The sequence below is a fragment of the Enterobacter mori genome, from assembly GCF_025244905.1.
GTDB lineage: Bacteria > Pseudomonadota > Gammaproteobacteria > Enterobacterales > Enterobacteriaceae > Enterobacter > Enterobacter mori_A.
Genome location: NZ_CP104285.1, coordinates 4,011,603 through 4,024,703, shown reverse-complemented (window position 1 = coordinate 4,024,703; position 13,101 = coordinate 4,011,603). Strand labels below are relative to the sequence as shown.

Sequence of the window (13,101 nt, the reverse complement as noted above, 5' to 3'; positions counted from 1 at the left end):
TTTTGGGATAGAAAAGGATTTAAAACATGTTTGATTATCGCGTTTCCAAACATCCTCACTTTGATGAAGCCTGCCGCGTTTTCGCACTGCGTCACAATATGGCGAAACTGGCAGACCGCGCAGGAATAAAGGTCCAAACGCTGCGCAACAAGCTTAACCCTGAGCAGCTCCATCAGCTCACTCCGTCGGAAATCTGGTTACTCACGGATATCACTGAGGACTCAACCCTAGTTGACGGCTTCTTGGCACAAATTCACTGCCTGCCATGCGTGCCGATGAACGAAGTGGCAAAAGAGAAACTGCCGCATTACGTCATGAGCGCCACCGCTGAGATAGGGCGGGTTGCTGCCGGTGCCGTTACTGGCGATGTGAAAACCACTGCCGGACGCCGTGATGTGATCAACAGCATTAACTCAGTAACTCGCCTGATGGCACTGGCTGCCGTTTCCATGCAGGCCCGCCTGCAGGCCAACCCCGCTATGGCAAGTGCGGTGGACACCGTAACGGGCCTTGGTGCTTCGTTCGGCATCATCTGAGGTGATTATGCTGACTAAAGAACCGTCATTCGCATCGCTTTTGGCTAAACAAAGCCAGGGTATGCACTGCGGCCATGGCTGGATTATCGGGAAAGATGGCAAGCGCTGGCACCCGTGCCGCTCTCAGGAAGAACTGTTGGCAGGGCTGACCACTACCAAAAAGGTGAATCCATGGCTATTGAAGGCACTTCTGCGACTGTTCCACTAAGCCCGGGTCAACGGCTTGAAGGACTGAACCATATAGCTGAATTAAGGGCGAGTGTGTTTGGTCTGAATATTGAGCCAGAGCTTGAAAGGTTCATTAAAGATATGCGCGACCGTCGCGATATAAACCATAAACAAAATGAGCGCGCACTGGCTGCCATATTCTTTATGGCAAAAATTCCGGCAGAACGTCACGGCGTCAATATTAGTGATCTGACTACTGACGAAAAGCGGGAACTGGTTAAAGCAATGAATCATTTTCGTGCAGTGGTGAGCTTATTTCCCAAACGGCTAACCATGCCGAATTAACCCACAACAGAAATTAATGGCGTAAACCCGCCGGGCATTCTTTTGCCCAAATTTAGGAGAGAGAACAATGCAGAAAGAATTACGAAAAATGTTTGTAGCCGAAACCGATCCACTTATGACGGTGATCGATATTGCCAAACGTGAGGAGCGCAAAGGCCGCGCGCTCGCAGTTTCAATCCGCCTTGAGGCGCTGGCAACCCACATCACCAACAAAGGGTTAAACGGTGTTGAAGCAGCTGAACTACTGCGCTGCGAAGCAACCCGCTACGAAAACGAATCTCAGGAGCTCCACTAATGGCTGACTCTATGGACCTCGTACAACAGCGCGTTGAAGAAGAACGCCAGCGCCACATCCACACTGCCCGCAACAGAGCGCCGGGCGTTTCCCGTGTGCTTTGCATCGAATGCGATACGCCGATCCCTCCAGCTCGCCGCCGCGCTATTCCGGGCGTGCAGTGCTGTGTGACCTGTCAGGAAATCGCAGAGCTTAAAGGCAAGCACTACAACGGAGGCGTTGTATGAGCACTATCCTGAAATGGGCGGGAAACAAAACCGCCATCATGTCCGAACTCAAAAAGCACTTCCCAGATGGCCCTCGACTGGTTGAACCTTTCGCAGGTTCCTGCGCTGTGATGATGGCAACAGACTATCCTCATTATCTTGTCGCGGATATTAACCCTGATTTAATAAATCTATATCGGGAGATAGCAACAAACGCATCAGATTTTATTGAGCGTGCCAAACATCTGTTTAAAATATTCAATAGTGAAGATGGTTATTATGATAGCCGGGATTCATTCAATCATGATAAAGACCCTGAATGGCGCGCGCCGCTGTTTTTATTCTTAAATCGCCACTGTTACCGTGGTCTTTGCCGTTATAACAAAAAGGGTGAGTTTAACGCCCCTTACGGTAATTATAAAAAACCGTATTTTCCTGAAAATGAAATACGCGCTTTTGCTAAAAAAGCTACCCGCGCCACGTTCATTTGCGCCAGCTATGACGAAACTTTGGCATTATTAGTGCCTGGGGATGTTATTTATTGCGATCCGCCTTATGACGGTACTTTCAGTGGCTATCACACTGCCGGTTTTACTGAGGACGATCAGTATCATCTGGCCTCTATTCTTGAGTGCCGTGCATCAGAAGGCCATCCGGTCATCGTTTCGAACAGCGACACTTTCCTGACTCGTTCCCTGTATCGCAATTTCACTCATAACCGCATTAACGTAAAACGCAGCATTGGTATTGCTGCAGGCGAAGGGAAAACCGCAGACGAACTGATTGCTGTACTCAAACCGAAAGTATGGGCTGGCTTTGATCCAGCCGGCGGCCCTGATTACTCGGTCGTGCATGAGGTGCGCGCGTGAGTCATCACGAAGTTGAAAAGCACGGCGGTGCAGAAGATTCCGCCGCTGCTTTTGCCTGGAATGTACCTAAAAAGGCGATTAACCCCTACATGGACCCGGCGGAAGAAGCGCCGGTTTCTGCGCTTTCAAACCTGATTACTCTCTATGTTGCGGATAACGAGCAGGAGCAGCTGCGCCGCGAGGCCCTGAGTAATGAGGTCTGGGAACGCTATTTCTACAATGAATCCCGTGATCCTGTTCAGCGAGAAATGGAGCAGGATCAGCTGATAAGCCGCGCCAAAATGGCCCGCGAGCAGCAGAAATTCAACCCCGATCTGGTCATCGTTGCTGACGTGAGCGCCCAACCGGCGCATATCAGTAAGCCGCTGCTTGAACGGATTAAATATTTCGAGGGCCTGGGCAAGCCGAAGGCATATTCCCGCTATCTGCGTGAAACCATCAGGCCGTGCCTTGAACGCCTGGAGCGCGTGCGTACCAGCCAGGTTTCTGCCTCGTTCCGTTTTATGGCAAGCCACGACGGGCTGGAGGGCCTGCTGGTCCTGCCGGAAATGAACCAGGAGCAGGTCAAGCGGTTATCTACCCTGGTGGCGGCACACATGAGCATGTGTCTGGATGCTGCCTGCGGTGAGCTGTTTATGGATGAAAACGTTACGCCGGAAGAGATCCGCCGGTCATGGGAAAGGGTGGCCGCTGAGGCCATGCGCCTTGATGTTATCCCGCCTGCTTTCGAACAGCTGCGCCGTAAAAAGCACCGCCGTAAGCCGGTCCCATACGAGCTTATTCCGGGCTCGCTTGCCCGTATGCTTTGCGCGGACTGGTGGTATCGCAAGCTGTGGCAGATGCGGTGTGAATGGCGGGAAGAACAGCTGCGCGCTGTCTGCCTGGTCAACAAAAAAGCGTCCCCGTATGTCAGCTATGAAGCCGTGATCCACAAACGCGAGCAGCGCCGCAAATCGCTGGAGTTCTTCCGCTCGCATGAGCTGATCAATGAAGACGGCGATACGCTGGACATGGAAGACGTGGTGAACGCCAGCAACAGCAACCCGGCACACCGCCGTAATGAAATGATGGCCTGTGTTAAGGGGCTGGAGCTGATCGCGGAAATGCGCGGAGACTGTGCGGTGTTTTATACCATCACCTGCCCGTCACGCTTCCACGCAACCCTTAACAACGGCAGACCTAATCCGAAGTGGACCAGTGCCACTGTCAGGCAGAGCAGTGACTATCTGGTTGATACATTCGCCGCTTTCCGCAAGGCCATGCACAAGGCCGGGCTGCGCTGGTATGGCGTCCGCGTGGCAGAGCCGCACCATGACGGCACCGTGCACTGGCATCTTCTGTGCTTCATGCGCAAAAAAGACCGCCGTTCCATCACTGCGATGCTGCGCAAGTTTGCCATCCGTGAAGACCGCGAGGAGCTGGGCACCAATACGGGGCCGCGCTTCAAGTCCGAGCTAATCAACCCGCGCAAGGGCACGCCGACCAGCTACATTGCCAAATACATCAGCAAGAACATTGACGGGCGGGGGCTGGCTAAAGAAATCAGCAAAGAAACCGGCAGATCACTGCGTGACAGCGCCGAGCATGTCAGCGCCTGGGCGTCACTGCATCGTGTCCAGCAGTTCCGTTTCTTTGGTATTCCGGGGCGTCAGGCATACCGAGAGCTGCGCTTGCTGGCTGGTCAGGCGGCGAGAGTGCAGGGTGAACGCAAAGCGGGCGCACCAGTACTGGATAACCCGCGTCTGGATGCGGTGCTGGCGGCAGCTGATGCGGGCTGCTTTGCCACCTACATCATGAAGCAGGGCGGTGTGCTGGTTCCCCGCAAACATCACCTTGTCCGCACAGCTTATGAGCTTAACGACGAACCGAGCGCCTACGGCGATCACGGTATCCGTATCTATGGTATCTGGTCCCCGATTGCAGAGGGCAAGATTTGCACGCACGCGGTGAAGTGGAAAAAGGTTCGCAAGGCCGTTGACGTTCAGGAGGCGGAAGCCGACCAGGGCGCTTGCGCCCCTTGGACTCGTGGCAATAACTGTCCCCCTGTTGAAAATTTGAACCAGACAGGGGGCGAAGTACCGGATATTACGTCCATGGATGAAAAGGTGCTGCAGAACTATCTGCACGGCATGGGCAAAAAGGAACGGCGTGAGCTGGTCGCCCGGCTCAGGCTGGTAAAACCGAAACGGAAAAAGGCTTACAGGCAGGATATTTCTGAGCAGCAGCGCCTGCAACTGGAGTATGAGCTGCAGTCCAGAGGGTTCGATAGCAGTGAGTACGAGGTGAGTTTACTTTTACACGGCGGCAGCCTTCCGTCAGGGGGAGGACTGCGGATATTTTACCAGAACGGGCGGCTGCGTGAGGATGACAAATGGCGCCAGTATTACTGACACATCGGATATTTTTTCTGTTTTTGACTCATATCAGGTCTTTCTTATTGAAGGACAAAAAAGCGTTTTACATTTAGAAATCGGTACTATACTGTATATATAAACAGTGTATATACATACAGTTATGTTGTGTAAGTGGTCGTAAAAGGAGGGAAAATGCAGGATTATCTTTTGGAGTCATTGAAACTTCAGCGCATTGATTTTTTCTTAAAGCTGGTAGCGGCAAGCGATTGCAGCGACGAAGAAAAGCGGCTGGCTATCCAGTGGGTTTCTGAGCTGACTGACGAGCTGATGGCCAAAATACGCAACCATGAATATAGCCGCACAATGGACGCTACCAGTTAGGGGGAATCTATGCGCATTGAAATAATGATCGATAAAGAGCAGAAGATAAGCCAGGCAACACTGGAAGCCCTTGAATCTGAGCTTTACCGAAATTTGCGCCCTCTCTATCCAAAAACGGCAATCCGCATACGTAAGGGAAGCGCTAACGGTCTGGAGCTGAGCGGTTTAAAACTGGACGAAGATAAAAAGCGGGTAATGGAGATTTTGCAGCAGGTCTGGGAGGACGACAGTTGGTTACACTGAAACATTGCCCTCGAAAGAACTCATTATGGGGGTAAGGTTGAACAACGAGCGCAACGAGATGTGAGATGTGGCGGTCATTTGGATGAGTGATCGCCCGCTTTGTATCAGGCATGGGTGTTTCTGGCTTTGCAAGGAATGGTATACGGTGAATAGGCAAAGGAGAACGGGTGTGTTGGACAAAATTGTATTGTAATTTTTATTGCTATCCGTACCCCTATAAGTTAACGTAAATAATGAAACATGGCAGGCTCGAAAGGTTTGTCTCTTGTGGTGATACACATAAATTTGAGGTTAAAATTATGACTATGCCTAGTTATTCCCCTTTTTTTAAAACTGTATATGATGAACAATCCCCAGTTGGACATCTTGGTCGTGGGACGCACTACTCTATTTTGAGTGCTGTCCAGTGGAAGTCTTCTCTTTATACAAATCATCCCAGCCCAAAAATCCATACATTCGCCATTTTATGGGATGAAGACCATGATGAAAGGGTTTTAAATGTCCTTGAAGTTGCTTACATGTCTAACCTTATGCCTGCCGTTAAATTTGTAGGTGAACGCAAAGGTTCGCTTTTTGTAGTCTTCGATAGCAACTTGAAAAGCTTAGGTAAAACCATTCTTGAACCTATGTTTAAAGAGTGGTATCGCATCTGCCAAGCTGGATATGCTGACGATGTGTGGAGTTTTGAGTACGGATTTGATGACGATCCTGCATTAACAGGAATTATCAATGATAGGAATGAGAAAGTTAATTTGTACTTAGCCAATATTGCTAATTTATGGCCTCTTGGCCAGAGTGATTATATTCCTGTTAATTTGTTGGATAGCAATAAACCAGTGTCGCCTCCTTTTTTGCCAAATAGTGGTAAATCACTGTTTAACAAATCTTAGTCTGAGATAAAAAGGAGCCCCTGGCTCCTTTTCACGTTTTGTCACAACATATTCTTCACTTCTCATATAAGAATTTGGGCAAAACAAGTCGTTTATTCTTGAGCACATTCTGAATGTAAGAGTTCAACTTAAACAAACTCCTACCTTTCGTTTACGGCTGACCTTCAACTTTCATTGCACGTCTGCTCCATTTTACAAACGGTCATTCGGATGCAGATTTAAACCTCCCTGGCAAGTGCATGTCTATGCTGCATGAGTGTGCATGAACGTTTGAGGATCGTTTTAGCTCAATCCCGCTAGTTCTGACAGGCTTTGGCTTATGTCATGCACCTGCATGAAAACCGCTACAAGAAGCGGCCAGGCGTGGCGGGGCTACGAGCGCGCGGTTTTGGGTGAGGTGATCAGAAGTGAGCGGTTTTAACCTTAGTTCCAGAGTTGGCTTTGCTCTGAAAACACCTAAGTTATATGATGAGCAAAAATCGACAAAAAAGGCTCGGCTAATGGGTTTAGGATTAAAAGACGCTATTGTTCACACAGCTGCATTTCATCAGAAAGATGAGAACAAGTTACTTTTGCCAAACATTTACTGGCACCCTGGATTTATTACCGTATTAGCCGCTTATGTGAACCATCATCGGATTGCTGAGGAAAACTGTACCTTATCAAGCCCTAGCTATATGAGAGCCATAAACTTACATGGAGCGTTATGGGGGCAGGACCAGTATCAGCAAGAGCGTGTTAATGTTGGAAGAAATTACAGTTTAGTTACTGCTCTAACGAATGTTGAGGCTGTGGATATCGCAACCAGTAGCATTAACAGTTGCGTAAGGCAGTTAACTTTTCCTGATCGTGATCCGCGAGACTATCCAAAGGGGCTTACGGACCTGACCCATGTAATAGGCGAGCTTCATGATAACGTTTGGTCACATGGTAAATCGACGGGCTTCTCCTTTGCACAACGTTCGGCAGTTCCTTACACGCAAAGACAAGAGCATTATTTAGAGTTTTCTTTAGCTGATTGCGGGTTGGGCTTTTTGAGAGAGCTACGGCGAGCTGGCATTCCGGGTATCGAAACACATCGTGATGCTATCGAATGGTGTATCCAGGAAGGGCATTCCTCAAAACATGCCGATCTACAGGATGATTGGGCGCAACAACTTCCTCAGGATTTTATGGGCGGAAGTATGTTTGGCAATGGGGTTGCTGTAAAAGAAAAAGATAATAACCATCAAGGGCTTGGATTGTATCACTTGATGGAATTGGTAAAAACATACAAAGGGGAATTGCAACTGGCTACAGGAAATGTATGCTTAGAGGCAATTGGTGATGAAGTGAGCTACACTGAGTTACGTAATGATTGGCCGGGTGTTGCAATTTCATGCCGCTTTAAGATTCATCAACTGGCAGTAGATAACGATAACGAAGAAAATGACCCTCAGCTTATGGAAATCATGCGGGCGTTAGGAGGAGAGTAATGAACAAAATCGCATACAAGTTACCCGAGGGTGACCTGGCTTCGCGCAATCAGGCTATCCCCCAGCGACACAAGATTGAAGTTTTTATTAAAGAGGGGAACGCAGTAGATTTGGATTTGAGCGGTGTTTATTCAATTTCCGAATCCTACTCTGATGAAATTTTTGGTGTGCTGGTTGTAAAATTCGGTGCTACCAAAGTCTTGAATCAGGTAAAGGTTAGAAACGCATCCCCTTCAATTCTAAAAAGTATTGCAAAGGTAATCCAACGTCGTAGTAATGAAGTTGCATCAAAGAAGGTGCATTCTGTTGGATTTGATGGCGCATATGCTGTTTGCTAACCCAAAGATGTAAAAAGGCGCTCTTAAGAGCGCCTTTTTTGTTCAATCCCGTGCATCTAAGATATATGGTTCGAAGCTAATAACTTCATCACCCAGCCAGTCGTTAACTTCCATCATTCGCTTCTGTAAAGACATCAACTCATTGCGTACGAACACGCGCGCCGCTTTTTCAACATCGCCGAACCCGCCGGTATTCGTTGGAATAATCCCCATTAGCTGCGGTGGCACGCGGTGAGCTGCCAGCATGTCATCACGGCTAACATTCTTGATGTTAAGAAACTCATCTTTCGCTGCGACTTCTGAAAGCGGGATGATCTGAATGCCGTCTTTCTTGCCGTTCGGGCTGTACATAAACAGGTTGCGGAAGTTGCCTGGCCCTTTCGATTTTTTAAGTGCATCGCGTATGTTGTCGACGTCACTCTGATCGGCGGCTGGATCACTCATGTACATGATGAAACCAGCATGGCTACCGTTGAGGTAATACTTACGGCGAAACAGCGTGGCCGATTCATTCAGCAGGGCGGAGGGAATGGCGGAGAGGTATTCCGGCATCCCGTAAAGCTCCTGGTTAACGTCGGGTTCCATCAGGTGAAACACGCTTCCCTCATCGAACTGATAGGGCTGCGCGTTGTAGCCATACTGTGCAAACCAGTAGGTGTCCGGGTCAATGCCACGACGGGTATATTTGGCAAGCGAGGCGCGCAGCTCCATGATCTGGCCTAACCGGTTCATGCGTTTTTCAAGGTAGGCATTACCGAATACCAGAAAGTCCTGGGCGAACCGGGAAAAGGCTTGTTTAGACAGCCAGCGGTGAGGGATGAAGGTACTGGTAAGAATATTGCGTTTTACCTGAATAGCGCTGGAGTGATGCACGGCGGCGCGGTAAGTTCGCGCCAGGCCATCCATGCTGATCGGTGGTTCGTACCAGCGGTCTACCTGCACGCACTCCAGGTAATCAAATAACTCCCGGCGGTCCATCACGGGGATCGGATCGCCAAACGTAAACGCCTCCGCATGTGCATTACTGACCATGTTGGCCGTATCGGTGGCGGTCTGGCCGCGCGGTGCCTTGCTGCGGTTTTTGCGGTTAGCCATTAAAAAATCTCCACGATGTTGCTGGTACTGGCGGAAGCTCCTGCCAGTGGTTCGTTATAAAGTGCGTGCATGGTTGCCCAGGCTAAATCCGCGTGGCTGGCTTCCTCTGTGCGGGCTGCTTCGTAGGTTGGCCGGTTGCCGCTGGCGGTGGTTGAACGGCGAATGGACATAAAGGACTGCGCGATATCCAGCATCCCCGCGTCAAACTCCAGACGGCGCCCGCTGATAATGTCGTAGGCTTTAAGCACCAGGGCATTTTTTACGGTCGGGTTGTAGACAAACTCACGCGCGGCAGGGAAAAACTGCTTAACCGTTTTGTAAACGCCATCGCCAACGCCGGTCGAGTCAATGCCTATGTAGGTCACGTTGTAGCGTCTGGTGATTTCCTCAATCGCTGAGGCCTGAGCGCGAAAGTCCATCCCGCGCCACTGGTGACGCTCAAGTATGCGGAATTTACCGCCGGGGACTACGGGAGGTGCAATGACAACGCAACCGGCGCTGTCACCGTTCTGCGTTCCTTTTGCCGGGTCATAGCCGATCCAGACCGGGTGGTATGCAAACGGACGCAGTAAAAGTGGTTCGAAATCGTCCCACACATCCCAGCTGTCAACCATGCAGGACTGCAGCAACGCCAGCGGGAACACGGACGCCAGGTCGTCAACAAACTGACACATCAGCAGGTTGTTGTATTCGTCCGGGCTGTACTCCAGGCGCAGCTGGTCCAGGTCGAAAAGGTTACACCCGCCGTTTACTGCATCTTCGATGGTGACTATCTGGCGGTACTGGCCGTCAGGACATAAAACGCCGTGCACCAGGCTACTGTGAGAAAGGTCAAATTCTACCCTGTCGGCTTTCGGGCGCCCTTTATTGAACAGGGCGCCAGACCAGAACGGGTAGGCGCTGTGCGTCAGGCTGGAAGGTGTTGAGAAATAGGTCTGACGCCATTTTTTGTGTAGCGCCATACCGGAGGCCACCTTGCGCAGCTCCTGGAATTTCGGTATCCAGAAATACTCATCAAGATACAGATTGCCGTGATAGCTCTGCGCGGTACGGGCATTTGTACCGAGGAAGTAAAGACACGCGCCGTTAGGCAGCACCATCGGATCGCCTTTCAGTTCAACGTCCACCTCTTTTGCGAAGTCGATGATGTACTGTTTAAAAACGTGCGCCTGCGCTTTACTCGCTGACAGAAAGATTTGATTTCGCCCCGTGGTGAGCGCGTCTATCAACGCTTCACGGGCGAAATAGTAGGTTGCACCGATCTGGCGTGACTTTAAGAGGTTGCGAATACGGTGCTTGATGCCAGCGTCCCACCAGTGGCGCTGGTACTCGAACATACCGGCGCGGAAAATCTCTTCCAGCTTTTCGATCTGCTCGTCGGTAAACAGGTTTTTTTCCGGCGGCTTGCGCGGACCTTTATTGCGGTTCGCCACGTTCGGATTCAGGTCTGCTTCATTCCCGCCATTGTTAAATTTGCCGATTCTGGCCTGTCGTTCGGACTGACGCGCCAGCAGGTCAATTTCTTTAAAGTCCTTTCCTTCCTTCTGCTCCTTCATGACGAGCTGGCAGTAACGTGCGGCGGTGGTGAGCTGCATCTGATCCAGTGGGCCATATTCGCCCCACTTATCGCGTTTTTTCCAGCTGTGAACGGTTGCAACTTTTTCGCCCAGCATTTCAGCAATGCGGGCTACGCGGTATCCCTGAAAGTACATCAGCATTGCCTGACGACGGGGATCGAGGTCTGCGGGGGTCAGTGTTGTCATGGCACAAACATACGGCCTCAAATCAGCACTTTCCCCGGCTTCGCATTGTGTGGGAGTTCGCACAAGCCCAACGCGTTGTTTACACGCGCCCATCACCGCAAACATAAGGCTCTGAACGTGTTACGAACTAACTAACCGGAGCCGGACCGATGGCAAAAAAATCTAAGCGTTTTCGCATTGGGGTCGAAGGGGCCACCACTGACGGGCGCGTTATTGAGCGTGAATGGCTCACCCAGATGGCAGCGAGCTATAACCCGCAGGTATACACCGCGCTGATCAATATGGAACACATCAAGGGCTTCACCCCTGATGGGCCTTTCCGTCGTTTTGGCATGGTGGAAAAGCTGGAAGCGGAAGAAATCACCGAAGGGGCATTGTCCGGGAAAATGGCGCTGTATGGCTGGATTGCCCCGACTGACGATCTGGTCACGATGACAAGCAACTGGCAGAAGCTTTTCACCTCAATGGAAGTTAACACCAGTTTTGCCGATACCGGCTCCGCTTATCTGGTTGGCCTGGCGATTACTGACGATCCGGCAAGCCTCGGCACTGAAATGCTGCAGTTCAGCGCCAGCGCAGAACATAACCCCCTGGCGCGCCGCAAGCTGGATAAAGACAACCTGTTTACCGCTGCTGTTGAAACACTGATCGAGTTTGAGGACGTGCCGGAAAAAACCAGCCTGTTTACCCGCGTAAAAGAGTTGCTGTCCCGCAAAAGCGCCGATGATAACGCCCGCTTTGCTGATGTGAATCAGGCTGTTGAAACCATCGCACGTGAGCATCAGACGCTGGCAGAGCAGGTCAGCACCCATCAAACCGATTTCAGCAACAAGCTGAGCGATTTGCAAAAGGTTGTTGATGAGACAACCAGCGCACTCTCCACCCTGCGTGAGCAGCTTTCCACCCAGGACAGCCGCAGCGAGCGCCGCCCTAATGCGACCGGTAATAACGGCGCAGAACAAACCACCGATTGCTGACGGAGCAAAAGCACAATGAAAAAAGAGACTCGCTTTAAATTTAACGGCTATCTGACGCAGCTCGCCAAACTCAACGGCGTATCTGTGAGCGATATCGCCTCGAAATATACGGCTGAGCCGTCAGTGGCGCAGACGCTGGAAACCAAAATCCAGGAGTCTTCCTCGTTCCTGCAGAAAATCAACATTGTCCCGGTTGATGAGCAGTCCGGCGAGCGCCTGGGGCTGGGTATTGGTTCCAGTATTGCCGGAAATACTGATACCACCCAGAAAGACCGTGAACCTGTTGATCCGACTTACATCGACGGTGAAGGGTACAAGTGTACCCAGACCAACTCTGATACGGCGTTGCCTTATGCGAAGCTGGATTTATGGGCTAAATTCCAGGACTTTCAGACGCGCATCCGTGACGCCATCATTACCCGCCAGGCACTTGACCGCATCATGATCGGCTTCAACGGTGTGAAGCGTGAGAAAACGTCAGACCGCAAGACCTATCCGCTGCTGCAGGATGTGAATATCGGCTGGCTGGAAAAAATCCGCCAGGAGAAGCCCGTTCAGGTTATGGACAAAATCGTGTCCGAAGGCGAGGTGATTTCTCAGACTATCCGTGTCGGCAAAGGCGGCGATTTCCTGAATCTGGACGCGCTGGTTATGGGCGCCGTGAATGAGAAAATTGCGCCGTGGTATCAGGAAGACACGGAGCTGGTTGTTATCGTCGGGCGCCAGTTACTTGCGGATAAATATTTCCCGATCGTCAACCGTGACCAGCCAAACAGCGAAGCGCTGGCGGCAGATCTCATCATCAGCCAGAAGCGTATCGGCAACCTCCCGGCCGTTCGCGCGCCTTTCTTCCCGGCGAATGCCATGCTGATCACCCGTCTGGATAACCTGTCTATTTACTGGCAGGCCGGTACTCGTCGTCGTTCAGTTATCGACAATCCGAAGCGTGACCGCGTGGAGAACTACGAATCCGTTAACGAGGCGTATGTTGTTGAAGATTACGACGGCGCTTGCCTGGTTGAGAACATCGAGTTGTTACCAGAGCAGGCAGACGGCAATCCGGGCGCGGCGCTTACTGCTGAAAATATTCAGACCATCGTTGCTGCAGCAGTGCAGGGCGCGCTTGATGCTCAGAATGCGGGCGGCACTGGCGACGGGGCGTGATA

At 51.0% G+C, this 13,101-nt stretch carries 16 protein-coding genes; 14 read left to right on the top strand and 2 right to left on the bottom strand.

The genetic code is table 11. The features are described from left to right. Window positions 1-26 precede the first annotated feature (26 nt). From N2K86_RS19030 to N2K86_RS18975, 12 genes are all read left to right on the top strand, one after another. Entirely contained in the window at window positions 27-536 is a 510-nt protein-coding gene (locus N2K86_RS19030) for a phage regulatory CII family protein (protein ID WP_032414767.1), read from the top strand. Between the two features lie 7 nt (window positions 537-543). Then, window positions 544-744 carry a phage filamentation protein Fil family protein gene (locus tag N2K86_RS19025; protein ID WP_252108499.1) on the top strand — a complete coding sequence of 67 codons (201 nt, stop codon included), beginning with the start codon at window positions 544-546 and terminating at the stop codon, window positions 742-744. Beyond that, window positions 708-1,049, top strand: a complete 342-nt coding sequence (locus tag N2K86_RS19020; protein ID WP_032707289.1) for a DUF5347 domain-containing protein — start codon at window positions 708-710, stop codon at window positions 1,047-1,049. Before N2K86_RS19025 ends, N2K86_RS19020 begins: the two co-directional genes overlap by 37 nt. A gap of 88 nt (window positions 1,050-1,137) precedes the next feature. After that, entirely contained in the window at window positions 1,138-1,344 is a 207-nt protein-coding gene (locus N2K86_RS19015; RefSeq protein WP_252054876.1) for a DUF2732 family protein, read from the top strand. After that, window positions 1,344-1,571: a TraR/DksA family transcriptional regulator gene (locus N2K86_RS19010; RefSeq protein ID WP_039025454.1), complete on the top strand. Its 228-nt coding sequence runs from the start codon at window positions 1,344-1,346 to the stop codon at window positions 1,569-1,571. The genes N2K86_RS19015 and N2K86_RS19010 overlap by 1 nt, the downstream gene beginning before the upstream one ends. Continuing rightward, a complete protein-coding gene (locus tag N2K86_RS19005; RefSeq protein WP_260659621.1) occupies window positions 1,568-2,419 on the top strand; it encodes a DNA adenine methylase in 852 nt (283 codons plus the stop codon). The genes N2K86_RS19010 and N2K86_RS19005 overlap by 4 nt, the downstream gene beginning before the upstream one ends. After that, on the top strand, window positions 2,416-4,809 hold the full coding sequence (locus N2K86_RS19000; RefSeq protein WP_260659620.1) for a replication endonuclease: 2,394 nt from the start codon (window positions 2,416-2,418) through the stop codon (window positions 4,807-4,809). The genes N2K86_RS19005 and N2K86_RS19000 overlap by 4 nt, the downstream gene beginning before the upstream one ends. 156 nt (window positions 4,810-4,965) lie before the next feature. Further along, on the top strand, window positions 4,966-5,154 hold the full coding sequence (locus N2K86_RS18995; protein WP_063849403.1) for a hypothetical protein: 189 nt from the start codon (window positions 4,966-4,968) through the stop codon (window positions 5,152-5,154). A gap of 9 nt (window positions 5,155-5,163) precedes the next feature. After that, window positions 5,164-5,397: a DinI family protein gene (locus N2K86_RS18990; protein WP_017382383.1), complete on the top strand. Its 234-nt coding sequence runs from the start codon at window positions 5,164-5,166 to the stop codon at window positions 5,395-5,397. A gap of 299 nt (window positions 5,398-5,696) precedes the next feature. After that, window positions 5,697-6,287, top strand: a complete 591-nt coding sequence (locus N2K86_RS18985; protein ID WP_139154173.1) for a hypothetical protein — start codon at window positions 5,697-5,699, stop codon at window positions 6,285-6,287. A gap of 407 nt (window positions 6,288-6,694) precedes the next feature. Then, window positions 6,695-7,762, top strand: a complete 1,068-nt coding sequence (locus tag N2K86_RS18980; protein ID WP_244644873.1) for a hypothetical protein — start codon at window positions 6,695-6,697, stop codon at window positions 7,760-7,762. Then, window positions 7,762-8,100, top strand: a complete 339-nt coding sequence (locus tag N2K86_RS18975; RefSeq protein ID WP_169440772.1) for an STAS-like domain-containing protein — start codon at window positions 7,762-7,764, stop codon at window positions 8,098-8,100. Before N2K86_RS18980 ends, N2K86_RS18975 begins: the two co-directional genes overlap by 1 nt. 42 nt (window positions 8,101-8,142) lie before the next feature. Here the strand turns inward: N2K86_RS18975 and N2K86_RS18970 are convergent, their stop codons facing one another. Both N2K86_RS18970 and N2K86_RS18965 read right to left on the bottom strand, forming a co-directional pair. Next, entirely contained in the window at window positions 8,143-9,195 is a 1,053-nt protein-coding gene (locus N2K86_RS18970; protein ID WP_169440770.1) for a phage portal protein, read from the bottom strand. Then, window positions 9,195-10,958: a terminase ATPase subunit family protein gene (locus N2K86_RS18965; RefSeq protein ID WP_255800613.1), complete on the bottom strand. Its 1,764-nt coding sequence runs from the start codon at window positions 10,956-10,958 to the stop codon at window positions 9,195-9,197. The genes N2K86_RS18970 and N2K86_RS18965 overlap by 1 nt, the downstream gene beginning before the upstream one ends. A 149-nt stretch (window positions 10,959-11,107) precedes the next feature. Between N2K86_RS18965 and N2K86_RS18960 the strand changes: the two genes are divergently transcribed. Then, window positions 11,108-11,935, top strand: a complete 828-nt coding sequence (locus N2K86_RS18960) for a GPO family capsid scaffolding protein (protein ID WP_053444897.1) — start codon at window positions 11,108-11,110, stop codon at window positions 11,933-11,935. Window positions 11,936-11,950: 15 nt separating this feature from the next. Next, window positions 11,951-13,099 (top strand): phage major capsid protein, P2 family, encoded by a 1,149-nt coding sequence (locus N2K86_RS18955; protein WP_118938596.1) that lies wholly within the window; start codon window positions 11,951-11,953, stop codon window positions 13,097-13,099. The last annotated feature ends 2 nt before the right edge of the window (window positions 13,100-13,101 follow it).

What these genes read in the sequence shown, in the direction of transcription:
- N2K86_RS19030 (WP_032414767.1), top strand. Translation starts at nt 27, where the DNA reads ATGTTTGATTATCGCGTTTCCAAACATCCTCACTTTGATGAAGCCTGC.
- N2K86_RS19025 (WP_252108499.1), top strand. Translation starts at nt 544, where the DNA reads ATGCTGACTAAAGAACCGTCATTCGCATCGCTTTTGGCTAAACAAAGC.
- N2K86_RS19020 (WP_032707289.1), top strand. Translation starts at nt 708, where the DNA reads ATGGCTATTGAAGGCACTTCTGCGACTGTTCCACTAAGCCCGGGTCAA.
- N2K86_RS19015 (WP_252054876.1), top strand. Translation starts at nt 1,138, where the DNA reads ATGTTTGTAGCCGAAACCGATCCACTTATGACGGTGATCGATATTGCC.
- N2K86_RS19010 (WP_039025454.1), top strand. Translation starts at nt 1,344, where the DNA reads ATGGCTGACTCTATGGACCTCGTACAACAGCGCGTTGAAGAAGAACGC.
- N2K86_RS19005 (WP_260659621.1), top strand. Translation starts at nt 1,568, where the DNA reads ATGAGCACTATCCTGAAATGGGCGGGAAACAAAACCGCCATCATGTCC.
- N2K86_RS18995 (WP_063849403.1), top strand. Translation starts at nt 4,966, where the DNA reads ATGCAGGATTATCTTTTGGAGTCATTGAAACTTCAGCGCATTGATTTT.
- N2K86_RS18990 (WP_017382383.1), top strand. Translation starts at nt 5,164, where the DNA reads ATGCGCATTGAAATAATGATCGATAAAGAGCAGAAGATAAGCCAGGCA.
- N2K86_RS18985 (WP_139154173.1), top strand. Translation starts at nt 5,697, where the DNA reads ATGACTATGCCTAGTTATTCCCCTTTTTTTAAAACTGTATATGATGAA.
- N2K86_RS18975 (WP_169440772.1), top strand. Translation starts at nt 7,762, where the DNA reads ATGAACAAAATCGCATACAAGTTACCCGAGGGTGACCTGGCTTCGCGC.
- N2K86_RS18970 (WP_169440770.1), bottom strand. Translation starts at nt 9,195, where the DNA reads ATGGCTAACCGCAAAAACCGCAGCAAGGCACCGCGCGGCCAGACCGCC.
- N2K86_RS18965 (WP_255800613.1), bottom strand. Translation starts at nt 10,958, where the DNA reads ATGACAACACTGACCCCCGCAGACCTCGATCCCCGTCGTCAGGCAATG.
- N2K86_RS18960 (WP_053444897.1), top strand. Translation starts at nt 11,108, where the DNA reads ATGGCAAAAAAATCTAAGCGTTTTCGCATTGGGGTCGAAGGGGCCACC.
- N2K86_RS18955 (WP_118938596.1), top strand. Translation starts at nt 11,951, where the DNA reads ATGAAAAAAGAGACTCGCTTTAAATTTAACGGCTATCTGACGCAGCTC.